The sequence below is a fragment of the Paenibacillus sp. FSL R5-0517 genome, from assembly GCF_037974355.1.
Taxonomy (GTDB): domain Bacteria; phylum Bacillota; class Bacilli; order Paenibacillales; family Paenibacillaceae; genus Paenibacillus.
In genome coordinates this window covers 6,255,997-6,281,438 of sequence record NZ_CP150235.1, presented here as the reverse complement: position 1 = coordinate 6,281,438, position 25,442 = coordinate 6,255,997, and the positions used below count along the sequence as shown (strand labels likewise).

Here is a 25,442-nt window from a genome sequence, read left to right as displayed (position 1 = left end):
AGGAGGATGACGAATGAGTTCTGTGGATCAGCAGCCTCAGCCGCTTGGCGGTACGAAGGAAGAATGGCTGGAGAAGGATCGCAAATACGTATGGCATCACATCTCACCTCATAACGATCATCCGATGATTGCGGTAAGTGGGGAGGGCAGCTGGATCACCGATCAGGATGGTACACGTTATCTGGATGCGATGTCTGGACTATGGTGTGTGAATGTAGGGCATGGCCGTGAGGAAATTGCCAGAAGTGCCTACGAACAGATGAAAGCACTCGCTTATGTACCGATGACGCAGAGTCATGAACCGGCGATTTTGCTGGCAGAGAAGCTGAATGAATGGCTGGAGGGGGAGTATCGAATCTTCTTCTCCAACTCGGGTTCAGATGCGAACGAGGTGGCTTTCAAAATAGCCCGTCAGTATCACCATCAGAATGGTGAGCCTACTCGGCACAAATTCATCTCCCGTCACCGTGCCTATCACGGTAACTCCATGGGGGCACTGGGCGCCACCGGGCAAGCCGCCCGCAAGATCAAATATGAACCGCTCGGCGTAGGTTTCTCTCATGTTCCACCACCGTATTGTTACCGCTGCCCGTTTGGGCGAAACAAGGATGGATGCGGACTCGAGTGTGCAACCATCTATGAAGAGGTGATTCGTTGGGAAGGTCCTGAAACGGTTGCCGCAGTGATTATGGAGCCGGTGATCACTGGAGGTGGCATGATTGTCCCTCCGCCGGATTATATGCGCACCGTGCAAGAGATCTGTCAGCGCTATGGCGTGCTGCTCATTGTCGATGAGGTCATCTGTGGTTTTGGCCGCTCGGGGCAGAAGTTTGGTCATCAGAACTATGGTGTACAGCCAGATATGGTGACGATGGCAAAAGGTATGACCAGTGCGTATTCACCGCTATCCGCAACGGCGGTGCGAGCCGATCTGTATGACACGTTCCGGGAAACCGGAACAGATGCGCATTTTCGTCATGTGAATACATTTGGTGGGAATCCGGTGTCCTGTCGGGTAGCGCTGGCGAATCTGGAAATTCTGGAACGAGAGAATCTGGTCAGCCGTGCGGAGGAAATGGGATACCTGCTTCGTGAGAAACTGGAACCATTGCTGGAGCTGTCCATTGTGGGGGATATCCGTTCATTCGGATTCGCCTGTGGGGTGGAATTGATTGAAGCAGACGGGTCTCCTGCGGAAGCGGATAAAGTAATGAAGGTGCTCGCCAGTTGTAAGCGGGATGGCATTCTGATCGGCAAGAACGGAGATACCGTGCCAGGGTTTGCGAATATTTTGACGATTTCCCCGCCGTTTGTCACCACGGAGGAAGAACTCGACCTAATCGCAGGAAGTTTGCTCGCTGCGTTGCGAAGTCTGGATGCGAGTTAGTAACTGGATATGGATGAGAACACACATGTACGACAAGTACGACAGAAGTGTTGGCAAGCAAAATTAAGCAAAATAAAGTGTTTCAACACATGATGTGATAACTATTCGCAAGGAGGTGAGGGACGATGCAGACCACAACAGGCAAACTCATCAATCAGCTTCGGCTGAATGAGCGAATTGAGCAGTTGTCACAGATTGGCCGAATCGCAGAGACGGGCGTCTGTCGACTTGCCCTGACCCCGGAGGATATGGACGGCATCATACAGGTTCGTCTGTGGATGGAAAAGGCGGGTTTGACGACGCGACTTGACCCTTTCGGCAATCTGATTGGTCGTCTGGAAGGTGCGGATCAGGCGCTGCCGATCCTCATGATTGGTTCGCATATCGACTCTCAGCCTTACGGCGGTCGATATGATGGAGCGATTGGTGTGCTCGGTGCACTCGAAGCGGTGCAATGCCTGATCGAAAATGGCATTCAGCCCCGTATGCCGATTGAGGTGATTGCCTTTTGCGATGAAGAAGGTTCCCGTTTTAACAAAGGCCTGTTCGGCTCACGTGGTATAACCGGTCAGTTGGAAGAAGGCGAACTGGAGCGGCAGGATAAAAACGGTGTGACCCGCCGGGAGGCGCTGGAAGCCTTTGGCTGTTCTCCTTCGGATTTTGAAAAAGCGATCTATCCGCCAGGTTCCATAGGCAGTTATCTGGAGCTGCACATTGAGCAGGGACCGGTACTGGAAGCATTGAATGCTCCTGTGGGTCTGGTGACGGGCATCTCGGGCCCGCTGTGGCTTACGGTTACGATGAAAGGTATGGCGGGTCATGCCGGCTCCGTTCCGATGGGCATGCGGCATGATGCTTTGGCAGGCAGCGCCAAAGTCATTTCCGCTTTTGACGATATGGTGCGAGAAGACCCGGCAGCTCCAACTGTAGGTACGGTAGGAAGTCTGAGAGTGTTTCCGGATTCGCGTAATATCATCCCGGAGGAAGTCAGCTTCACGGTTGATTTACGAGACATGGAGATGGAACGCAGGAACCGGCTGGAAGCCCGATTGATGAACATTTTGGATGACGTGAGTTCCCGATATGGTCTAAAGTATTCGCTGACCGAGGATACGAACAGTGAGCCTAGGTATTGTGCAGAGTCAATCCAATCGGTGATTCGTTCATCTGCGGAAGAGGTCGGGGTTACTTTGCCAGAACTGATGAGTGGTCCGTTCCATGATGCGTTGGCCCTTTCACGTGTGTGTGATTATGGCATGATCTTTGTCCGCAGCAAGGACGGCATCAGTCATCATCCCAACGAATATTCCTCTCCGGAGGATATTGGACTCGGCACGGAAGTGCTGTATCGAACCATTCGAAGGATGTGTGGTGGAGTGAACCAACCAACCATTTTACCTGAGGAGGCGTTGTGACGATATGGGAAAAATCAGCATCGGATTAATCCAGGCATCACATGAGATTGAAGGTTCGGCTCCCGTTGAAGTTCACAAAGAGGCTGCAATCCAGAAGCACATTAGGTTGGTCCGTGAAGCGGCTGCAAGAGGGGCCAAGATCATTGGATTGCAGGAAGTATTTTATGGACCGTACTTTTGTACAGAGCAAAATCCAAAATGGTATGCATCCGCTGAACCCGTGCCGGAAGGGCCCACGACCAAGCTGTTTCAGGAGTTGGCGAAGGAGCTTGCGGTGGTGATTATTTTGCCGGTGTACGAGGTGGAGGGCATTGCTTCGTATTACAATACGGCAGCCGTTATTGATGCAGATGGTACGTATCTGGGCAAATACCGCAAACATCATATCCCGCATGTGGAAGCAGGTGAGGGTACGAATGGGTTCTGGGAAAAGTATTATTTCAAACCAGGCAACCTCGGGTTTCCGGTATTTGATACGGCCTACGCCAGAGTGGGTGTGTACATCTGTTATGATCGTCATTTTCCGGAAGGGGCACGATTGCTCGGGCTGGCAGGGGCGGAGATTGTGTTCAATCCATCTGCTACGGTTGCAGGTACATCGGAATATCTGTGGAAACTGGAACAACCCGCTCACGCAGTAGCTAATGGTTATTATGTGGCGGCCATCAACCGGGTCGGCGTGGAAGCTCCGTGGAATATGGGTGAATTTTATGGGCAGTCGTACTTGGTCGATCCACGAGGCAGAATGGTTGCCATCGGCAGCAGGGATCAGGATGAGGTCGTCATTGGCGAGATGGATACGGAGATGATTCGTGAGGTACGTAATGTATGGCAGTTCTACCGTGATCGCAGGCCGGAAACGTACGAACATCTGGTTAGCCTGTAGGAAGCGGCAACAAGCGATCGGTAAGTGATTCTGTCAGCGGGGTGGAACGTATAATGCACGCAAGTTTGTTCGAGTTTGAGATAGCGTAGATCATTCTCCAGGAGGTGCATGACATTGATGAACAGCTCAGGAACAACGTTATCCGATTATGGGTGGGAGAGTCGTTTTGCCGAGATGAAACCCGCCATGACAGGTAAGGAAGCGATGGAGGAATCGAACCGCTGTCTGTACTGTTACGATGCACCTTGTATCAAGGCCTGTCCAACCGACATTAATATCCCGTCTTTTATTAGCAAAATATCAACAGGGCACCTGAAAGGATCGGCCCGCACCATCATGGATGCGAATCCGGTTGGAGCCAGTTGCGCACGTGTCTGTCCCACAGAGGAACTGTGTGAAGGCGCATGTGTGCTAAATGAATCGTCGAAGCCGATTCGCATTGGTGACTTGCAGCGTTACGCCACCGACTGGGCGCGGGCGAAGAATGAGCCGTTATTCCAGGCGGCACCTGCCAATGGGAGAACCGTCGCTGTTGTGGGAGCGGGGCCAGCGGGATTGTCGGCGGCACGTGAACTGGGGCGTGCAGGGTATGAGGTGACGATCTATGAAGCCAAACCCAAAGGCGGTGGGCTAAACACGTACGGCATCGTATCCTTCCGTCTGCCCGAATCGGTTGCGTTATGGGAAGTGGAGCAGGTGGAAACGCTGGGTGTGCAAATCCGTTACGGGGTGCGCATTGGTGTAGATATTCCTGCTACGCAGTTGCTGGAGCAGCATGAAGCGGTCATTCTGGCTTGCGGCATGGGATCGGTGCCCATGCTGGGCATTGAAGGAGAGACACTGGAAGGTGTCTATGATGCGATTGAACTGGTGGAGTCTACGAAGCAGGGTGTTCCGCCGGCACTGAATGGTCTGAAGGTCGCCGTGATTGGCGCGGGCAATACGGCGGTAGATGCAGCGACCTGTTCGGTGCGTCTGGGTGCCGAGCGGGTGCAGATGTTATATCGGCGCGGGGAAAGCCAGATGACGGCGTATGCGTTTGAATATACGTTTGCCAAGCAGGAGGGTGTGGAGTTCCGCTGGTTTACGATGCCGCAGCGTATTATCGGAGACGAGAACGGTCGGGTTCAGGCTGTAGAATGTGTGAAAATGGAACTGATTACTCCGCCTGGAGGTGGGCGTGCATTGCCTGTGCCCGTGGAGAGATCGGAGTTCATGATTGAATGTGATACGGTCATTCGGGCGATTGGACAGCATCGTTTATTACCATTAATCGAAGCGTTTGGACTGCGTCATCACTGGGGCGTTGTCGAGATTGAGCCGCACACGTACCGTACCTCGCATCCTCAGATCTATGCGGCAGGAGATGTTATTTTTGGTCAGGGCCAGGGTGAGGCGATGGTTGTCTCGGCTGCCCAGCAGGGTAAGTTGGCCGCCGCCGCAGTCATGAAGGCATTGCCTGGGCAGGTGGAAGAGACGGCGTAAGTGGTGCATCGAACCCCCGCATCCTCGTGTCCCTGACGCGCTAACGAATCTTACACACCTTATTGTGGCAATTATGGAGGATTGAAAAATCTAACGAATCTCACACGTCTTATGTTGACAAAAAACCGTCGAAATAAAGCCTAAATGAGCGATTACAGCCCAATAAGCTTTCTACGATTCGTTAGATTTTGAAAGCGCCGCAAATGAGTCGAATAAGAGGTGTACGGTTCGTTAGATTAAAAGTGCTATCCAGCAACACCGTTACTACGCAGAGATCCTGAGCACGACCAAATATCCAATACAACGCTATACATTGAACTAAACATTTACACGAAACGGAGAGGACAGAAAGGACCTGAAGAAACGAAGTGCTCGCCTTTATTCCCGGATTTTCCCTTTAGAAAAGGAATCAAAAAAATCTGGGAATAACAGCGATCGGAAGGTTGTTCTGTCATCGGATTGTTCAGTGTAACTAATAAGGTCAAACACCAAGGAGGGATCGTTATGGCTGACTTATCCATTAATCTGGCAGGTATTCGATCACCCAATCCATTCTGGTTGGCTTCTGCACCACCGACCAATACGGGGTATCAGGTTCAGCGTGCGTTCGAAGCGGGCTGGGGCGGCGCGGTGTGGAAGACACTGGGTGAGCCGATTATCAATACATCCTCGCGTTTCGCGGCGATCCATTTTGGCGGACAGCGGGTGGCGGGGTTTAACAATATTGAATTGATATCCGATCGTCCGCTGGAAGTGAATCTGCGGGAGATTGCCGAGACCAAGAAACGCTTCCCGGATCGCACGGTTGTCGCTTCACTGATGGTGGAACCTACGCGGGAGAAGTGGCATGAGATTGTGAAAAAGGTGGAAGCCGTCGGCGTCGACGGTCTGGAACTGAACTTCGGCTGCCCGCATGGCATGGCTGAACGTGGTATGGGAGCCGCCTCTGGTCAGCAACCTGACTTGGTCGAACTACAGACGATGTGGGTGAAGGAAGTGGCGACCACACCAGTGATTGTGAAGCTCACGCCGAATATCACGGATATTACGGCAACCGCCCGGGCAGCTGTCCGCGGCGGCGCAGATGCAATATCCCTGATCAATACGATTAACTCCCTGGCAGGTGTGGATCTGGATTCGTGGAATACCGTACCACATGTGGGCGGCAAAGGAGCGCATGGCGGGTATTGTGGCCCAGCCGTGAAGCCCATCGCACTGAACATGGTTGCCGAGTGTGCACGTAATCCGGAGGTGGGTGTGCCAATCTCGGGGATTGGTGGTATATCCGACTGGCGGGATACCGCAGAGTTTCTGCTCATGGGCGCTACAGGGGTTCAGGTATGTACTGCAGCGATGCATCATGGCTTCCGCATTGTGGAGGACATGATTGATGGGCTGAATGACTATCTCGATGAGAAGGGTCTGAGCAGCGTAGCAGAGTTGGTAGGCCAGACGGTTCCGCGATATTCGGATTGGGGCAATCTTGATCTGAACTACAAAGTGGTCGCTCGCATTAACCGCGATGTCTGCATTAATTGCAACAAATGCCATATTGCGTGTGAAGACACTTCGCACCAGTGTATTGACATGTTGACCGACCCGTCCGGTTCCTATCTGGAAGTGGTGGAGGAGGATTGTGTTGGCTGCAATCTGTGTTCGATCGTTTGCCCGGTGGATGGGGCGATTGAGATGGTTGAGCTTGTGCCAGAGCAGGAATCAGTAACCTGGAATGAACGTCAGTCTGCGATTGCTATGCTGCAATCCGTTAGAGATCAATCAACCAAGGAGGCGATATCATGAGTACCCGCAAATTGATTCGTAATGGTGTGTTGGTCACAGCGTCAGATACCTTTGAAGCAGATATTTTGATCGAAAAGGGTAAAATCACACAGATTGGCATCGGACTGGTGCCTGACGAACGAACGGAAATGGTGGATGCAGCCGGCTGTTACGTTATTCCGGGCGGGATCGACCCGCATACACATCTGGATATGCCATTCGGTGGAACAGTAACGGCGGACGATTTTGCAACGGGAACGACAGCGGCAGCCTTTGGCGGTACAACGACGATTATTGATTTCTGCCTGACACAAAAAGGCCGTCCATTGATCGAATCCCTCCAGGAGTGGCATGCCAAAGCCGAGGGTAAAGCCGTTATCGACTATGGTTTCCATCTGATGATCGGGGAGATGAATGATCAGGTGTTGGGGGAGTTACCGCAGATCATTGAAGAAGAGGGTGTGTCATCCTTTAAGGTGTTCATGGCGTATAAAAACCAGTTTCAAGCCGATGACGGGATTCTCTTCCAGACGTTGCAAAAGGCAAAAGAGTATGGCGCACTCGTCATGGTACATGCCGAGAACGGTGATGTTATTGACCTGCTGGTTCGACAAGCACTCGCCGAAGGGCGCACGGAGCCAATTCATCATGCGCTGACTCGTCCATCCATGCTGGAGGGAGAAGCGACAGGCCGAGCGGCACGACTGGCTGCACTTGCGGATTCACAGTTGTATGTGGTGCATGTGACCTGTGCGGAGGCTGTGGAGCAGATCGCGCGTATGCGTGAAATGGGTTACCGAATCTGGGGGGAGACCTGTCCTCAGTATTTGACGTTGGATCAGTCGATCATGGATCAGCCGGACTTTGAGGGTGCAAAGTATGTCTGGTCACCGCCGCTGCGGGAAGCAGCGCATCAGGAAGTACTATGGAACGCATTGAAAAGCGGTCAGTTACAGACGATTGGCTCTGATCATTGTTCGTTTAATTTCAAAGGGCAGAAGGACCTGGGCAAGGATGATTTCAGCAAAATTCCGAACGGGGGGCCGGTCATCGAAGATCGACTCAGCATTCTGTATTCAGAAGGTGTAGTCAAAGGGCGGATTACGCTCAATCAATGGGTTGATCTATGTTCGACAAGAGCAAGTAAGTTATTTGGATTGTTTCCGCAGAAAGGGACTCTGGCTGTAGGGACTGATGCGGATATCGTTATTTTTGACCCCTCTGTAAACAGGGTGATCTCGGCAGATACGCATCATATGAATGTTGATTACAGTGCATTTGAAGGCATGCAGGTACAGGGGTGTCCGGTGACGGTGTTGTGCCGTGGGGAGTATGTCATTCGAGATCGGCAGTATGCCGGGACAGCGGGAGCAGGGCGATATGTGAAGCGCAACAAATATGATGCAGGTGTACCCATGCCATTGAAACAGCCTGTGGCGGCAGTGAATGGAGGGATAAACTGATGTCGGATCATGATGTGTTTGAGGCCGAGAGGATCGCCATCGAGCGAATGGTTGCGCAGGGGTATCGGATCTATGCGGTACGGGAACATCTGGAGGGTGCTCATGTCATATGGGAGCACCCGGATCTTCCCGAGGAGAAACAAGAGCAATACGTGGGTACAGCATCTGGACGGAAGTGGTTCAGTCATATCCTGATTCGCCAGCTTCAGGAGCAGCGGGGAGCTTAGACCATAGACCATAGGACTGTGCTAATCCTTCATGCGATCGGGCCATGAACATACTCATAAGCATAGATCGCGAGCTCAATCGCAACTCGCTTTTCGGGGAGGATATAATCTTCTCCCAGAAGCGCTTCGATTTTGTCCAAACGGTGATAGAGTGTCTGTCTGACAATATAAAGAGCGGTAGCCGTCTCTTGCTTGGAACAGCACAATACGAAATATTGCTTGAGTGTGCGCAGTAATTGGCCTCCTTTCTCCATATCGTAACGGATAAGAGGGCCCAGATATTCTTCAATAAAATCTTCCAGATTACCGCTCTGCTTCATGTTGGCAATGATGCGATAACAATGAAGATTACTGTAAAAGGGCTGCTGCATCTCGCCGATATCCTTCTGAATCCGCAGTGTCTCTTTTGCGGATTCCAGGCTTTCCTTTAGACGGGAGAGATTCGCGCAGCTATGACCGATAGCGAACAGACCTGAGAAGAGACGATGGGTCTGTTCCTGCTCGTGCTGCTGCAATTGTTCGATGCAGCGCCAGAGACTGCTTTTGCGCTGAGATCCAGGTAGTGGGTCGAGAATGATAAGAATGATCTGGTGGTTCAGAACGGTGCTGTAGAGGGTGAAGTTCTCCCGGGCGAACACGGAACGGGCGACGATGTTGCGTTGGATTAATATCTTCTGGAGTCTGAGACTGTCTGTGTATGCGGGGTTGCTGTCGAATAGGATGATGTTCGCTTTGCTCGTTGCAAGAAGGGGATTGACCGTGGAGACATATTCATGGATTTCCTTCGTGGAGTGATGTCCGTTAAGCCAGTCAATGACCCACATATCTTCTTTGTAGCGACGTTTCTCTTCCATGTATTTGGTTCGCATCCAGTCTTGGGCAATCGCTGCCGCGCAACGTTCCAGTGCCTGAATGACGAATTCATCCGAGGGATTGATGGGTATATTTGAATCATGCTCCGGCAGTTTTTGGTGCATCAGCACAAGGTCGGCAAAGGTGTAGTCCAACGCCTGAACAGGCAGATAGAATAGATGGCAAGCGTTCCTGGTTAGTGGGGCTTCCTTCGAAATATCTACTTGATCCGATCGTCCTCGCTGCAAAAACCAATCCTGCCGCCGAGTCTCCAGCTGCTCTGGCGAGCAATAGGGAACGCTACTTGCTTCCCCTTCAAGTGGGTATAACGCCACGGCACATCCGGTTGTTCGTGATAGCAATCGAAGTAAGGGTTGTACGCCATCTCCATTCAGAAGAAGTTGGTTAAACGAGGTGGTGAGATTATCGAGTTCGGCGATCATCCGCTGATGACTGCGAATCAGGGTGAAATGCAGGTCTTGTGTAATATCAATATAACGGACTTGTTCGTGGAACCAGATCAACGGGAAATCCGCTGCCACTGCAATTTCTTTCATGGCACCGAGCTGTGACTTGGTGTGATCCCCCAGTTCCATGCAGAGTCCGGCAGCCCCGCGTGCAATTAACTGACGCAGGAAAGACAGACCTTGCTGCTCACCTTCCTGCCAGCCAATGCCTGTCGTCAGCACCAATTCCCCGCCATTGAGCAAGTCCCCTACCTCAGGCACTTCCATAATATGAACCCAGCGAACATACCGCTCCAGCGCACGATCACTGGCCAGAACCTCTGCCTTGCGAAACACGGGACGTTTTAACATGTCTCTGACTTGAATATGAAGCGTAGTCTCCCCCACACAACCACCTTCCTTCCCCAATACATGTAATCTATCTGGAGCTGGAATCCGTTGACTTGCATAATTAATCCATATTATAAGTCGATTTACAGCAGATGGGCTGAAATCTCACGTTCATTTGTTTTAAATGACAAATAGGTCTCTTCTTTTTGTAATTTTGATTAAAAAGATGTGTTTCTATGTCATTCAATGTGACGCGTTCTCTACTCCAATGAGAGCGAGGTCTATGTTCCTGAAGTAATCTTCTCTTATATAAAGCTTTTAGCTCCGCTTCCTTAGACTATTTCTGTCGTCAATATCTCGTTTGAATTTACATAAAAAAGCCCCTTAGCATTACATCGGAATTCAATCATTCCAATATGCGCTAAGGGGCAAGAGGTTAGAACGTATAGTCTGTATCGAAGTTGTACTCGAACCGTTATATGAGAACAACTCTCTACTTCTTAATCTTCAATTCTTTTCTTTTTGAATTTCATCAGGAACTCATACACAATCGGTACGATAACCAGCGTAAGCAGCGTGGAGCTGATCAGACCGCCGATTACGGTAATTCCGAGTCCTTTGGAGATGATCCCCGCACTTTCTTCGAGACCTGTAACCAATGGCAACAGGGCGCCGATGGTTGCGAGAGCGGTCATCAGAATTGGACGCAGACGTGTTGCACCGGCTTCCAGCAAGGCTTCACGGGTAGGCATACCCTCTTTTTCCTTGTGAATAACTCGGTCGATCAACACGATGGCGTTGGTGACTACGATCCCGATAAGCATCAGTCCACCCATCATGGCGGAGACGTCAAGTGTACCCCCAGCGATGAACAGACCTACCATAATACCAATCACCGTAAATGGCAGGGAGAACAGGATGGCGAATGGTGCCAAACCGCCGCCGAACGTTACAACAAGCACGAAGTATACAATGGCGATGGCTGCCAGCATGGCGAGACCAAGCTGAGTAAAGGTATCATTAATCTGTTCGGTTGTACCGCCGAACTTCACTTCAACGCCGTCAGGCAGATCCAACTTGTCGATCTCAGCCTGTAAGCTACTTGAAGCCTTCGTTACATCCGAAGCCAGGATGTTGGCTGTCACTTGTACAACTACCTTACCATCAATTTGCATGATGGAGTTCGGGGAGGTGCCTTCTTCCACTTTGGCAACATCTTTGATTGGTACTTGGATGCCAAGCGGTGAAGTGACGGTTTCATCCTCAATCTCTTGAATGCTGCTAAATGTTTTATCGTCTGTCTCTACATACACTTTATACGTTTTGTTATCAATATCAACTTCCGTGAGCACAGGGCGTTCCCGTACCGGGCTCAATGCCATGGCCAGTTGGCCAGCAGTCAGGCCCAAGGAACTTAGTTTCTCCTGATCTGCCACGAGCGTATATTGCCCGTAAGTGTCAGCGAGTGTGGTGTCTGCTTTTTCAAAATTATCCGTATCCGCTTCAACCAGTTTCAGAATTTCGTCCGATACAGGTTTGAGCTGCTCTACATTATCGCCATAGATGGATAGGCTCAAGCCACTGCCACCCAGACCGCCGGACATGTCGAGCTCATTCCAGGTTCCTACGGTAACTTCTTTTTTCAATCCTTCGACAAGCTGTTCCTTCACGTTGGTGAAGTCTTTTGTATCTTTGTTATATTCGATATAGAAGAGAGCCGAGTTGGAGCTGCCGCCACCCATACTGCTCAGTGGATTGCTTCCACCGATGGAATATTGCATTTTCTCCAGACCCGGTTGTTTCAGCAACCACTTCTCGGCAACAAGTGCTTCTTTTTCTACATCTTCACGCAAAGCTCCGGTTTGCGGGTTGTACGTAATTGTCACATATTTATCCTGTTGTTCCGGCAAGAAGCTTGCACCGATGAATGGGTACAGGAACAAACTGCCGACCAGCAGGATCACTGCAATACTGACCGTAATGAGTTTGTGTGACAGGGTCCAGTTCAGCAGGCGTTTGTAACCTTCCGCCATCTTGCCTGGTTTTTCTTCGTGATTCTGCTTGTTTTTGATTCCTTTACGGAACAGGGAATGCGCAAGCATCGGCACGATGGTAATGGCAACGATCAGGGATGCCAGCAAGGCAAATACCATGGTCAGTGCAAATGGCAGGAACAGCTCGCCCACCATACCGCTTACCAATGCCAGTGGCAGGAATACCGCAATCGTTACGATCGTGGAAGAAAGAATGGGAATGAACATCTCACGCGTTGCTTCGCGGACCAGTTCACGGCCTTTCAGTCTCTCTCCTTTGAGTGTTAATCTGCGGTAGATGTTCTCGATAACAACGATGGAGTCATCGACAACCCGTCCGATGGCAACCGTCATGGCACCCAGTGTCATCATGTTCAAGGTAATATCCATGATATTGAGCGCAGTCAATGCCATGAGCAAGGAGAGCGGGATCGAGATAATGGAGATAATGGTTGAACGAATATTACGTAGGAACAGCAAGATGATCAGGATGGCAAACAAAGCACCGAAAACAGCTTTGCCCAGCATCGTGTTCACCGAGTCTTGGATCGGTTTACCTTGGTCGAGAAGCACAGTCAGGTCTGCGTTTTTGAACTGCTTCTGCAATTCTTCCGCTTTGTCTTTGACTGCATTCACGACATCAACCGTGTTGGCATCGTTGGATTTTACAACGGAAATACCGATGGATTCCTTGCCGTCTGTCCGGGAAATGGATTCCGCTTGACCGATGACTTCGATCTTGGCAATTTCACTTAGTTTTACAGTTGGAATGCCCGGCGCATTGGCAGCACCAGAAGGACTACCTACACTGGCGTTACCGCCAGCAGCTTGGCCTGCGGTAGGGTCTGTTCCTTGTGCAGAGCCAGGAGCTGTACCTTGAGCTGCATCACCAGCCGCGGAGCCTTCACCTGTTGGTGCTCCAGAGCCTTGTGGAGCTGCGCTTGAGCCATTGCCTGCAGAAGCGCCGGCACCGCCGGGTACGACTGGAATGGCAAGGTTTTTCAGATCATCGATGTCGACGATGTTGCCATCTACGACAACGGCTTTCTGGGATTTATCCAGTTCGAACAGTCCCAGGGGCACACGAATGGATGAACCTTGAACAATGCCGTTTACCGTGTCTTCCGTTAGGCCCAGCTCGGCCATTTTGGCTTGATCAAACTTCAATTGAACTTCTTTTACATATTGACCTGACACCTGAACCTGAGCTACACCTTCAATGTCTTCGAGTGCAGGCTGAATATCCGATTCAACCAGTCGGGTCAATTGTTCCAGGTCACCACCGTCCTTGTCGGACAGGCTTAGAGATACAACCGGGAACGAGTTAATGCTGAACTTGGAAATGGTCGGCTTCTGTACGCTGTCAGGCAGTTGTACTTCATTCAGTGCCTCACGAACGGTTGCCGTTGCGTTGGTCAGATCTGTTCCATAATCGAATTCGAGTGTGATGGATGCTGCATTCTCCATGGACGTGGAGGTAACCGTCTTAACGCCATCAACATTCCGCAGTTTTACTTCCAGCGGCTTCGTGACATCTTCAACAATTCCCTCCGGTGCAGCCCCCGGATCAATGGCAGTGACATTCAGAAACGGTACGTTGATGTTCGGAATGGTCTCTTGCTTCATCGTCAATCCGCTGTACAAACCTGCGAATGAGATGATGATTGTCAGAATCCAGATCGCAAACTTGTTGTTCAGTGAAAAATTAATAATACCTTTCATACGATGGTTTCTTCTCCTCTCTGTTTCTCCTGTTTATGTGTGTGACGAGTCAGCAGGGATGAACCGGCTATACATGGCATCCAAAATATGCTGAAGCTCGGAATGCAAGGGTTGAATGGCAGTTACGTTCTCCAGATTGTGCATCATGCCCAGAATAATGGCACGCCGCGGCGTGAATTCCATCATCTCCTGCCTGAGAATGGCAATGGTTTCAAGTGCATCATTCTTCGGTTGCCCTGCGGGCAAATCGGAGGCGGCAATATCTTGCATTTGTTTGATGATATGGATTGGATGTCGCATCACCGTGGAATCTGGTTGGGCCTCGGTAATCCAGGCAGGCCATTCCTCCAACGGAATCAAAGGCTCAGGTCTTTGGTTAAGGAATCCATGTGCGGCATAATCCATCATTTGCAGCAAGTTTGTTGCCATTTTGGTAACGGTGAGAGAAGGCATCTCTGTAAACCAGATTTTGACGTAGGAGAGGAACAGTCCGTGTGTCAACAAAATAAGATCAATCGTATATGGTTCAATCTCCGGTCCATACTGCTCTTCCAGCTTATCCTTGAACCAATGTAAGGTACGGATCTCCAGATCTCTTTGCTGTGGATGGCACTGTTCCTTGCGTTGCTGTTCATCATCCATCATCATGCTTCGCAATTGTACCCGCAAAAATTCCTTGAATTCGGCTACATGAATGAGCAGAGTTTCAATCTGCTTGTGCAGGCGTTCTCGCGGGGAGAGGCTGGTTTCATGCTCAATCTGCGTCATCTCGTCCATCAGCGTGTACATGCAGTACTCCAGCGTACTGGCTTCCAGTTCCTCTTTGGATTTGAACATGATATAAAGGCTGCCTTTGGACATCCCGCATAGTTCAGCAATCTCTTGCATGGATGTTGCAGCACTGCCTTTGGATGAGAATAGCTTGAGTGCTGTAGTAATGATGAGTTTTTTCTTCTCATTCATCTCATGTATAGGGTTCATTAACGATACATTCACCTCATCAGGGAACTTGTGAGTTCTTGAATTGACTTTAAGGTCAAACCAAGTATAAACGATCTGGTTAAAGGAATTCAAATGGGAGTAAATTGGAAAATTAATATGGAGGAAAGAGGATGATCAAAGGGAAAAAGAACAACATGTAACAAGGTGTAACCTGTATGTACGATGGGGTGTTGCTATCAAGAACGTTTAAGTTAGGCTCCTCCAGTGAAGGCGTACAAGGCGAGTATAATAATGGCGACTAGCGCGATGAGATAGAAGATAGCCATGCCGATCAGCAGGGCATACCCAGTATAAGAGCCAAAGCGTGCCAATAATTTTTTCAACATTACACCCTCCTTTCTTACGTAGCAGTGTATAGGGAGGTTCCCTATTTCTATCATATCCGAAAAAAGACGACTTCCTGATCGAAGTCGTCTTTTTTATTTTACAGAATTTAATAGATATCCTAATGGAAGCTAAGAAGTACACGATAACGGAGATTACAGAACCAACTTGAAGAAACGGAGTGTTCGCCTTAAGCTTTCTGTAAGAAAGCTTCTTCGGAAGCATATGCTATCACCGGATTTATCACTCTTCAAAGGAAATCAAAGAAATCTGGGGATAACAGCGGTCGGAAAGTGGTATTGCAATCGGAGTTATAAAGTGTAATTCAGTTGTTCCGTTACGTGATCAGTTTCAAACCAACCGCTGCAACCAAAATCATCGCGATAAACAGGATACGCTTCGCTTCTTTCCGTTCACCGAACAGGAACATGCCTGTTAACGTGCTGCCTACCGTCCCGATTCCGGTCCACACCGCATACGCTGTGCCCATGGGAATGGACGTCATGGCGTAAGATAACAGCGAGAAGCTAAACACAAACGATACCAGCATCAGTACGATATAAGGCCAGCCTTTGCGAGTAGAAGCACCATTAATACCGATTACTCCGAAAATTTCACATATGCCTGCACCTACAATTGCCATCCAAGCCATTATACTGCACCTCCTTTGGCTTCTTGCTGATCCGTAACCAGTTTCAGTCCGATTACGCCGCAGAGCAACAATCCAATGAGCAATACTTTGGCCAAGCGGAACGGTTCGCCGAATAAGACCATTTCCGTAAGGACGGTACCTGCCGTACCAATTCCCGTAAAGACGGCATACACCGTACCGACAGGCAGTCTTTTGGAAGCAGCAATAATCAGTCCAAAGCTGATCACGATGGCAATCCCCGTCAAAGTCCACTCCCAGGCATTCGAGGCATGTTTCAGCCCGCTTACCCAGACAATCTCAATAATGCCACCGACAAATACATATAACCAGTTGCGGTTCATGATGTTGAATCTCCTTCCGGCACAACACTTCGTGCCTCTTCGTTCAGATGATGAATGCCATGCCAGAAGACAGGCCAGGATGCTTCCAACCGTCTCTTGTACCGACGGGAACTTCCATAGATGATCTCAACGGTAATCCCGTCGAGAAACGTCATGAATGCAATGGCGGCCTGCTCCGCGGGAATGGGTGAAATATCCCCATGACGTATTGCCCGTTGAAGCAAACGAGTTAGCGCACGTTCCATACCATCGATAAACGGATACACCAGATCCATCACTTCGCTATACAGGGAAAGTGGTGGGTAGAAACAATTGCGCAGCATCAAGCGAGCAGAGGCGTGTGCATTGTATTCTTGTTCGAACCAGATCAGCAAACCCTTCAGCCTCTGCTCCAATGGCAGATCCTCATGATCACGGAAATATTCGAGTGTGTGCCGTGTTACTTCGTGAAAAGCAAACGCCAGGGTGTGCAAAAACAAGTCATCCTTGCAGCTGAAATGTGCATATATGGACGGTTTTTTAATCCCGACTTCATCAGCTATAGCTCGTAGTGAAGCCCCCTCATAGCCATCTCTGGCAAAATGGAACAGGGCTGCATCCCGAATGGATTGTGCAGTCATTAGATCACCTTCCTAACGGTCGTTAGGTAATTATGTTTTCACACTTCACATCACCTGTCAAGATGAAAATATCCGCCTGCACACGAGAGTACAGGCGGATACAGGTATGAATATGGTGCTTGTCTAAAAGGTCGTAAGACCCAAAATCAGCTGTAACTTATAAAGGATACCTTTCAAGAACGTGGTCTTCTCCTGAAACTCATCCAGGTCCAACGTGAACTCGGCATCATCATTATTCCAAATACGCTCAAAATAATTCGCGATATCGCGCGTGAACTTATTGTCTGGAGGTGCAGCAACCCATAGATCATTCTCCAGATTGTAGTCATTCATGTTTCGGGGTGTGAAGTTGGTTGAACCGCCGAGCACGATATGATCTCCGCTTGCCTTGGCAATATAAATCATCTTGGTGTGGTACTGCTCCTTGGTGGTGTTATACCAGCGGATCTGTATTTTACCGTTGGATTTATCATGCAATTCGGCGGCGACAGGGCGATTCGGAATGCCGATTTTTTCCTGACCAAAGGCATTCTCATTAGGATCAAGTACAAGCCGGATGTCGGTTCCTCGTTTTTCGGCTTCCAACAGGGCTTCCAATACTTTTGGAGAGGCCACATAGAACATGCCCATCCATATGGTATCACCTTTGCCAGCCTGATTGATTTCATAGAGAACAGCGTCATTCACTTTGCCTTCAGTTAAATAGCGTATTCGCAAATCTCCCGTGTTTGAATCCTTCGAAGGAGCTGTGTAGGCAGGAACCTGGCCTCCGCCCGAGATATCAAGTACAGCTTGCTCTGATTGCAGAATATCCCCTATGACTGGACCTGTTACTTCAAATGCAATGTTCGAGTGGTAAGCACTCGCATCATGGATATTGCCGGAAGAGACAATCGCCGTCTTTTCACTAACAACAACTTTGCGGTGATTCGCCTTCACATTGAGCAGCTTGAGATAGGAACGCACAGTGACATCCGGACCATCTGTGGCCATCAGGTTCTTGATCCAGCCATCCCCGGATTGGCCAAACCACTGGAAGAAGGTTCGCCAGACCGCAGAGTATACCGGAGTTGAATCACGCAAAGGGTCCACATCCGTAATGACTACATGAATGCCTGCTTGTTTCATTTGTTCCAGCAACGGATTCGGTGCTGAGTTATAGTTGGTATTTACTTCATCTGTAATAAACCAAATGTCCATATCAGGATGCTGATTTTTTTTGGCGACCAGAGCTTCGGTAAATTCAGTACTTACGGGAGGAAAGTTCTGTCCCTTGTGTTGATAATTATTGAACAGGAACATATCGACCAGGACAAACTGCTCTGCTTCCTCCACAATCTGCATCATGCGCTGGAAGATCTGCTGTTCATGCTGCATCTGTCCGTCGGAGGAAGGATAGGTCAGGTCATGCAGGAATTCGACTTGATCCACACGATACTCCGGACTTTCGTAGGAAATGCCCGGTGGCAATGGTTTATAGGTCTGATAGAGCATGACGGCGATGAGCCATAGGACCAATAGGGCGATCCCTGTTCGTATGTATGGAAATTTGCCGCGTGAAGACTTGCGGTCTGATGTATGGCGGCGCAATGAGACCAACGGTGGACTCCCCTTTCTGTACGTGCTGAGTTCTATTACCACACGGATGATAACGTTGACGCAGGATAACCCTGTAGAATAACGAATGTAGGCGTATAGTACATATAGCAAATTGGCAGGATGCAATCGACAGGTGTCTGAGCGTTGTGTATAATGAGTGTATTATTTTTGTAGAATGTTAGGGTTTTCATATGCCTGACAAGGACGGGGAACCAAGGATATAACCTGTGAAATCTGGACAATTAGGAAAGAAAGTGGGTAATAAGGTGTATTCCATCAAACAAGTCGCAGCCATGCTCGATATCAGGGCGGTAACAATCCGGGCTTGGGAGAATCGGTATAATGCGGTCACCCCTGAGCGGACGGAATCGGGTTATCGAATGTATACCGAAGAGAATGTTGAGGATCTGCGCTGGTTGAAAGAACAGGTAGAGCTGCATCAGACTAATATCTCGGAAGCGGTACGGATGTTGAAAGTAAACAAATTAAACCCACCCGAGGCAGCTGCGCCTATTCCGATCATGGCTCCGGTGCCTTCAATGGAAGAAGCATACGAACGGATGGCAGATCAGATCTATGACTCGCTCTACAACTTTCAGGGTGAACGTGCCAATGGTTTGATTGATTTTGGTTTCACCATGTACGGGTACGATTCGATGTTCTATCATGTGCTGGTTCCCATACTGGTTCGGGTTGGAGATGCATGGGAGCAAGGCAGGGCTTCGGTCGCTCAGGAACACTTCATGACTCAGCTGATTTCACAGCGGTTTTATCAGTTTTTCCATCTGTTCCCGATCTATCCGCATCTGCCAAAAGTTCTGGCGTTGTGTCCGGAAGGGGAGCACCATCAGGTCGGGTTGCTGCTGTTCTCTCTCTTTATGCGTAAAAATGGAGCAGAAGTACTGTATCTCGGTGCGAACACGCCTGAAGAAGGCATTTTCCCGATTATCCGGGACCAAAAGATCAAGTTGGTCTGCCTTTCGATCACAAGTCCGGGGCTGCTTGAACGGTGCGATCAGCTTATCGAGAGAATTAAAAATGAGTTCCCGCATATTCGCTTCGTACTTGGTGGGAAGGGTTATGAGCGTGCAGAACATGCTCGTTACCCGCAATGGATCATGCCAGAGGATTCAGCAGATTGGCAGTCATGGATAGAACGTGAGTATCTCGCAGAGCAACCGCCTGGTGCGAGGTTTGGACAGGCGAATAATTAAGTATGATCTTAAATGACAATGAATAAGCTAGTGTATACAGGACATCCTTTGACGAAAATGATCAAGGGATGTTTTTTTCATTTTTGAATGGAGTATCCTCGTAATTTGACCGATGGGTCATTTTTTGGTTTACAAGGTCGTATAATATTTGTATTATATTTGTATAATGTTTTTGCTGGTTACCGCTTAAAGTGTACTTGGGCGGTTTAATAATAGGTTAGGGGCTAGAGAACTATAGGAATTCCCTACATAGAGAGGTGAGTGGCATGATACCGAATCAACAACGCAAACGTGCAGCTGTGATTGGAGCGGGTCCGGGTGGACTTGCAGCAGCGATGTTATTGTCCGGTCAGGGGTACGAAGTAGATGTATATGAGAAACAGCCAGTCATCGGGGGGCGTTCTGCCAGATTGGAACTGGGTGAATATCGATTCGACCGGGGCGCAACATTTTTGATGATGCCTCAGTTGATTGAAGAGATGTTCGACGTGGTAGGTCGCAAGTTATCCGATTATGTGCATATGAAAGAGTTAACCCCACTGTACGCACTGAACTTTGGTGACAAGGTGTTCACACCTTCTCGTAATCGGGAAGATACAGCTGCACAGATTAAGGAATTGTTTCCAGGCAATGAAGACAATTACCTTCGGTTCATGCAAGAAGAAGAAGTGAAGTTTGGCAAAGTCATGCCTTTGCTCCGCCGTCCTTTTGGCAAACTGACGGACTATCTACGCAAAGACGCGGTAACAGCTCTACCTAAGCTTGATGTCCACAACACGGTCTATGGAATCTTGTCCCGCTATTTTACAGACGAGCGTCTACGCTGGGCATTCACATTCCAATCCAAATACCTTGGCATGTCTGCCTGGGATTGTCCGGGTACCTTTACCATACTATCGTTCATCGAGCATCACTATGGATTGTTCCATCCCATTGGCGGTGTGAATCGGATCTTCCAGGCCATGGCTGATGTCGTGGAAGAATACGGAGGAAGGATACATACTTCCACCCCGGTGAAACAGGTCATCGTTCGCAAGGGTCGTGCCGAAGGTGTGTTGCTTGAGAACGGTGAACGCATTGAAGCGGACCATGTGGTCGTGAACGCCGACTTTGCACATGCGGTGAACCATTTGTTCGAACCGGGCGTACTTAAGAAATATACCCCGGAGAAAATGAAACGCAAAAAATACTCCTGCTCTACAGCGATGCTGTATCTGGGTGTGGATGGTGAAGTGGACCTGCCGCATCACTCGATCTATTTTCCAGAGGACTACCGGTTGAACGTTGATGAGATTACGAAGCACAAAATGTTGTCAGCCGATCCATCTCTATATATTCATAACCCTTCCAGACTCGATTCGACACTGGCACCGGAAGGAAAATCTGCTTTATATGTTCTGATGCCTACGCCTAACCTTACCGCAGACATCGATTGGGAAGCAGAACGTGAGAATGTGCAGGAGGCCATGATGAAGCGGATGGAAAGCATTCCTGAGCTGGCAGACATTCGCAGCAGGATTGAAGAATGTATGCTGTTCACTCCACTCGACTGGGAGACTGAACTGGATGTATACCGCGGAGCAACATTCAACATGGCGCATAATCTGGGTCAGATGATGTACCTGCGTCCCCATAACCAGTTTGAAGAGTTGAAAAGCGTATGGCTGGTTGGAGGAGGAACACATCCGGGCAGCGGTTTACCAACGATCTTTGAATCGGCTCGAATCAGCGTGAGGCTGATCCAGGAAGAGGACGCGCGCACGCGCTCCAAGCCATCCTCTTATGTGAAGACGGCAGAAGCCGGAGGGCATTCATGAAACGGGCCGCCATTGTAGGGGCAGGGATTGGCGGACTTACTTCGGCACTGTTGTTGAACCGTCAGGGATGGGATGTCACCGTGTATGAACGGGGTTCGCGCGTCGGTGGACGCATTGGTTATGAGCAGGAAGGAGAGTACCGGATCGATCAGGGGCCGACCATCGTGCTTCTGCCCGAAATGTTACTTGGCATCTTGGAAGAAGCCGGCGTAGATCGTTCGAAGATTGAACTGCTTCGCTGTGATCCCCTATATAGAGTGCATTATCACAGTGGTCGTGTCATGACCAAGATGACGTCACGTGAGGAGCAGACGGCGGAGATTGAGCGTTTGTTCCCGGGAGAGAGTCGAGGGTTCACGCGGTTCATGAAAGACATGGACACGTTGTTTCCGGCAGGCCGGGCAGCGTTTCTGGAACGGGCTTTTCCGCGCAAAAGGGATTTCTTCACACCATCTCTCATGTCACTTATGGGCAGATTGCGTGCACACAAAAGTGTCCGGAAAGCGGTGGGCGATTATTTTCAGCATGAGGAATTGCTAGATGCTTACTCGCTACAAAGTCTATATATCGGTGGATCGCCGTTCGGGACGCCAGGCATCTACTCCCTGCTTCCCTATGCAGAACATGAATATGGGATCTGGATGGTGAAGGGCGGGTATGCAGCATTACCGGCTATTCTGGAACAGGAACTGATCTCACGTGGTGGACGTGTTGTACTGAATGCGGAAGTTACAGGGCTCACGATTAAAAATGGTGTATGTGAAGGTATAGAAACGGCAGCAGGCGCAGAAAATGTGGATGCAGTTATCTACAATGGCGATTTCCCCCATCTTTCGGGTTTGCTTGGTCAATCATCAGAGGTAGCGCGTAAAAGAAAGCCATATCGTCCCTCTTCCGGATGTGTATTGCTCTATGTGGGCGTGGACAAAACCTGGGAAGATGCAACGACACACCAGTTCTTCCTGCCACCAAGTCTTGAAGGCAGTTTACAGGAAGTGTTCAATCAGCGACGCATTCCGGCAAAGTCCTCATTTTACGTATTTAATCCGGTCGCATTGGATGAGACGGCAGCGCCTTCAGGACAGAGTGTATTGTATTTCCTCATTCCCGTACCCGATGCCGAAGGTGTCGACTGGGAGCAGGAGAGCGAGCCGTTGGCAGAACGTGTACTGGAAGAAGCGGAGCAACGTGGATTCCCGGGACTTCGTGCAGCGATCAAGTGGAAAAAGGTGCGCACACCCGCTGACGCAGAGCGAGACGGGCTCTATGGGGGCGGAAGCTTCGGTATTGCGCCAGTGTTATTCCAGTCCGGTGTATACCGACCGCAACCCAAACCATTCCCGAATATCAAGGGATTATATGCCGCAGGGGCATCTGTACATCCTGGAGGCGGAGTGCCGATTGTGATGCAGAGTGCACGTATGGCCGTCAATCAACTCACGAAGGAGATGGGAACATGAATGAAGCGATTTTGAGCAGGTGTGAAGAGTTGATGCAAAAGGGTTCTTCCTCTTTTTATCAGGCATTTAGAGGGCTGCCAAGTCCGCGTCGGGAAGCGGTATATGTCATTTATGCCTTCTGCCGCATGATCGATGACAGTGTGGATGAACCGGAACAATCGGCCTATACGATTCATGAGATCCATGATTTATTTGATCGACTGGACGAAGCGGAAGGACACTTTATCTGGCCAGCACTGAGATGGTTGTTTAGCAGTTTCCCTCATCTGGATAAGGGGCCATTCTTCCGCCAGATGGAAGGGCAACTCACCGATCTTAAAGTAACGCATTATGCAACGATGCAGGAACTGGAGCATTATTGTTATCTGGTGGCTGGAACCGTAGGCGAGATGTTGTTGCCTGTATTGCGGGATGATAATGGCGCGGAAGTAGCCGTAAACGGGATTGCTTTGGGTAAAGGAATGCAGATTGTTAACATTATTCGTGATGTGGGTGAAGATCGGGCCAGAGTGCGCCGGTATGTTCCACTGGAGATCATGGAGAAGCATGGTTACTCGGAGCAGGACTTCGAAGACGGGATCGTGGACGAACGCTTTATTGCCATTATTCATGAGTTAAAAGCGGCAGCATTGAACTGGTTCCGTATTGGCATGGATCGATTGGATACTTATCCGACGGAAAGTGCGTTTTCGATTGAGCTGGCAGCAGCCTTTTACTCCACCATTCTACATGCGGTTGAGCGTAACGACTATGACGTATATACCAAACGGGCATATGTTAGTGATGAATTGAAACTGGAGATGCTGGGTGCGATTGTGAAACGTTACCCGATGCTGGCCTATCAAGCCTCCCGAACGGCGGTATCCTAATGATCCAGTGGCTTTACTGGGCTTGGTATGTCATTGGAGCAACCTTGATGCTGACGATCGGCGTACCGGACGTGTTGTCCTTTTCCAATGGTTTATTCTTAATCTTCTATGCGTTGTATGTGCTGGATCTGATCTACCAGGGGCGCAATCGGACAGGTCTGTCCGACCAGTCAGTCATCTGGTTGAAACCCGGGCTGTGGATCGCTTCCGTGATCATCTGGTTGGGTGGTATGGGCGTGGAGTGGGTAGGGGTGCATACGCATTGGCCCTTTGGTGAGTATGCTTACTCTGACTTTTTCGGGATTCATCTGTTCAGTGTGCCTGTTACGCTGGGTTTCGCCTGGATCGCAGTGGTGGGTAACTCGGCGCTGTTAAGTGGCGGGGGTTCAACCTGGACTGGAAAACTGCTTCGAGCAGTGAAGACCGGGTTCTGGGCGGTGGTTCTTGATCTGGTACTCGATCCTGTCGCGCATGCAAGAGGATTCTGGGAGTGGCAGGCTCCAGGTGGATTCTACGGGGTCCCGTGGACCAATTACATAAGCTGGTTTGTCATGGGCGCATTCCTGTCCCTGTTCCTTCCGGCCATGCCTGGTGACCGTAGCTCATTGCTGCGTGCAAAATGGCTGTATCAGCTCTTTATTCTTCTATTCGGCCTACTCGCCCTGAAGGAAGGAATTACAGGCAGCTTTATCATCGCCATTGCAGGAGTGCTTCTTGCCGAAGGGAGCTGGCTGTATGATTCGCGCCGTAAAATCAAAACCGTTTAATCGGATTTTTGCCTTATATAATCATTATTATCTGCTGCGTCGGCGCTTCCGTTCATTTACGCTATCGGGGTCACTGGACCCGCAGGTGGATACAAGGGACAACTCCCCGATTGATCCGACTCGACCGGTGATCTATTTCATGAACCACAGCTCCTGGTGGGATGGTCTGCTGCTCTATCATGCGGCCAGGCAGACATCACGGGGAGATCATTATGTGATGATGGAGGAACAGCAACTTCAGCAATATGCCTTTTTTCGTAAACTGGGTGCATATTCAATCAATAAAGAGAGTGCGTCCGGTATTCGGACCTCTCTACAGTACACCAGTGAACTATTGGATTCGGGCAAAAGGGTCTGGATTTTCCCCCAAGGAGAAATTCTGCATCAGGAGGCCAGACCGATTCAGTTTCGTCCAGGCATCGGATTGCTGCTTCGTCGCTCTCCGAATGCCATCGCAGTACCGGTAACCTTGTGCCACGGGATGGTCCAGCACGATTTACCGGAGATATCGATGCAGGCGGGCCCTCCTGTGATGGAAGACTGGAAGACGCTCAAGAGTGAAGAGATTGCCTCCAGACTCGGTCTTGTGTTGGAACAGCAGTTAGACGATCACAGATCAGCGCTTGTACGAATGGGACAGGGGAGCTTGCCAGATGCGCTTCCGCTGATTCGTCATGTACGTTCGACCAGTGAAAAATACGACGCTGCGCGAAAGCGGGTGAACCGTTAGA

21 protein-coding genes are annotated in these 25,442 nt (G+C 49.8%); 13 read left to right on the top strand and 8 right to left on the bottom strand.

Annotated features, from left to right (window positions below; genetic code table 11):
- The first annotated feature begins 13 nt into the window (after positions 1 to 13).
- From MKX40_RS28120 to MKX40_RS28090, 7 genes are all read left to right on the top strand, one after another.
- A complete protein-coding gene (locus MKX40_RS28120; protein WP_339238262.1) occupies positions 14 to 1,387 on the top strand; it encodes an aspartate aminotransferase family protein in 1,374 nt (457 codons plus the stop codon).
- 125 nt (positions 1,388 to 1,512) lie between these two features.
- Positions 1,513 to 2,802 (top strand): M20 family metallo-hydrolase, encoded by a 1,290-nt coding sequence (locus MKX40_RS28115; protein WP_339238260.1) that lies wholly within the window; start codon positions 1,513 to 1,515, stop codon positions 2,800 to 2,802.
- Between the two features lie 4 nt (positions 2,803 to 2,806).
- On the top strand, positions 2,807 to 3,688 hold the full coding sequence (locus tag MKX40_RS28110) for a nitrilase-related carbon-nitrogen hydrolase (protein WP_339238258.1): 882 nt from the start codon (positions 2,807 to 2,809) through the stop codon (positions 3,686 to 3,688).
- Between the two features lie 117 nt (positions 3,689 to 3,805).
- Positions 3,806 to 5,173, top strand: a complete 1,368-nt coding sequence (locus MKX40_RS28105) for an NAD(P)-dependent oxidoreductase (RefSeq protein WP_339243220.1) — start codon at positions 3,806 to 3,808, stop codon at positions 5,171 to 5,173.
- Between the two features lie 504 nt (positions 5,174 to 5,677).
- Positions 5,678 to 6,973, top strand: coding sequence for an NAD-dependent dihydropyrimidine dehydrogenase subunit PreA (gene preA / locus MKX40_RS28100; RefSeq protein ID WP_339238256.1), 1,296 nt, complete (start codon positions 5,678 to 5,680; stop codon positions 6,971 to 6,973).
- Positions 6,970 to 8,415, top strand: coding sequence for a dihydropyrimidinase (gene hydA, locus MKX40_RS28095; RefSeq protein WP_339238254.1), 1,446 nt, complete (start codon positions 6,970 to 6,972; stop codon positions 8,413 to 8,415). Before preA ends, hydA begins: the two co-directional genes overlap by 4 nt.
- A complete protein-coding gene (locus tag MKX40_RS28090) occupies positions 8,415 to 8,642 on the top strand; it encodes a hypothetical protein (RefSeq protein ID WP_253441366.1) in 228 nt (75 codons plus the stop codon). Before hydA ends, MKX40_RS28090 begins: the two co-directional genes overlap by 1 nt.
- 29 nt (positions 8,643 to 8,671) lie before the next feature.
- Here the strand turns inward: MKX40_RS28090 and MKX40_RS28085 are convergent, their stop codons facing one another.
- The 8 genes from MKX40_RS28085 to MKX40_RS28050 form a co-directional block, all read right to left on the bottom strand.
- Positions 8,672 to 10,348, bottom strand: a complete 1,677-nt coding sequence (locus MKX40_RS28085; RefSeq protein ID WP_339238250.1) for a PucR family transcriptional regulator ligand-binding domain-containing protein — start codon at positions 10,346 to 10,348, stop codon at positions 8,672 to 8,674.
- 443 nt (positions 10,349 to 10,791) lie between these two features.
- Entirely contained in the window at positions 10,792 to 14,046 is a 3,255-nt protein-coding gene (locus MKX40_RS28080) for an efflux RND transporter permease subunit (RefSeq protein WP_339238248.1), read from the bottom strand.
- A gap of 33 nt (positions 14,047 to 14,079) precedes the next feature.
- Positions 14,080 to 15,027 carry a TetR/AcrR family transcriptional regulator gene (locus MKX40_RS28075; protein WP_339238246.1) on the bottom strand — a complete coding sequence of 316 codons (948 nt, stop codon included), beginning with the start codon at positions 15,025 to 15,027 and terminating at the stop codon, positions 14,080 to 14,082.
- A 212-nt stretch (positions 15,028 to 15,239) separates the two neighbouring features.
- Entirely contained in the window at positions 15,240 to 15,374 is a 135-nt protein-coding gene (locus MKX40_RS28070) for a hypothetical protein (RefSeq protein ID WP_339238245.1), read from the bottom strand.
- A 335-nt stretch (positions 15,375 to 15,709) separates the two neighbouring features.
- On the bottom strand, positions 15,710 to 16,024 hold the full coding sequence (locus MKX40_RS28065) for a multidrug efflux SMR transporter (protein ID WP_062836933.1): 315 nt from the start codon (positions 16,022 to 16,024) through the stop codon (positions 15,710 to 15,712).
- Positions 16,024 to 16,365: a multidrug efflux SMR transporter gene (locus tag MKX40_RS28060; protein WP_339238244.1), complete on the bottom strand. Its 342-nt coding sequence runs from the start codon at positions 16,363 to 16,365 to the stop codon at positions 16,024 to 16,026. Before MKX40_RS28060 ends, MKX40_RS28065 begins: the two co-directional genes overlap by 1 nt.
- A complete protein-coding gene (locus MKX40_RS28055; protein ID WP_339238242.1) occupies positions 16,362 to 16,985 on the bottom strand; it encodes a TetR/AcrR family transcriptional regulator in 624 nt (207 codons plus the stop codon). Before MKX40_RS28055 ends, MKX40_RS28060 begins: the two co-directional genes overlap by 4 nt.
- A 123-nt stretch (positions 16,986 to 17,108) precedes the next feature.
- Entirely contained in the window at positions 17,109 to 18,584 is a 1,476-nt protein-coding gene (locus MKX40_RS28050; protein WP_339238240.1) for a phospholipase D family protein, read from the bottom strand.
- 227 nt (positions 18,585 to 18,811) lie between these two features.
- Here MKX40_RS28050 and MKX40_RS28045 point away from each other — a divergent pair, with 227 nt between their 5' ends.
- The 6 genes from MKX40_RS28045 (at position 18,812) to MKX40_RS28020 (ending at position 25,441) form a co-directional block, all read left to right on the top strand.
- Positions 18,812 to 19,798, top strand: coding sequence for a MerR family transcriptional regulator (locus tag MKX40_RS28045; RefSeq protein WP_339238238.1), 987 nt, complete (start codon positions 18,812 to 18,814; stop codon positions 19,796 to 19,798).
- Positions 19,799 to 20,064: 266 nt separating this feature from the next.
- A complete protein-coding gene (gene crtI, locus MKX40_RS28040) occupies positions 20,065 to 21,615 on the top strand; it encodes a phytoene desaturase family protein (RefSeq protein ID WP_339238236.1) in 1,551 nt (516 codons plus the stop codon).
- Positions 21,612 to 23,075 carry a phytoene desaturase family protein gene (gene crtI / locus MKX40_RS28035; protein WP_339238234.1) on the top strand — a complete coding sequence of 488 codons (1,464 nt, stop codon included), beginning with the start codon at positions 21,612 to 21,614 and terminating at the stop codon, positions 23,073 to 23,075. Before crtI (MKX40_RS28040) ends, crtI (MKX40_RS28035) begins: the two co-directional genes overlap by 4 nt.
- Positions 23,072 to 23,944, top strand: a complete 873-nt coding sequence (locus MKX40_RS28030; RefSeq protein ID WP_339238232.1) for a phytoene/squalene synthase family protein — start codon at positions 23,072 to 23,074, stop codon at positions 23,942 to 23,944. The genes crtI (MKX40_RS28035) and MKX40_RS28030 overlap by 4 nt, the downstream gene beginning before the upstream one ends.
- Positions 23,944 to 24,711: a carotenoid biosynthesis protein gene (locus MKX40_RS28025; protein WP_339238230.1), complete on the top strand. Its 768-nt coding sequence runs from the start codon at positions 23,944 to 23,946 to the stop codon at positions 24,709 to 24,711. Before MKX40_RS28030 ends, MKX40_RS28025 begins: the two co-directional genes overlap by 1 nt.
- Entirely contained in the window at positions 24,680 to 25,441 is a 762-nt protein-coding gene (locus MKX40_RS28020; RefSeq protein ID WP_339238228.1) for a lysophospholipid acyltransferase family protein, read from the top strand. The genes MKX40_RS28025 and MKX40_RS28020 overlap by 32 nt, the downstream gene beginning before the upstream one ends.
- Position 25,442: the final 1 nt, after the last annotated feature.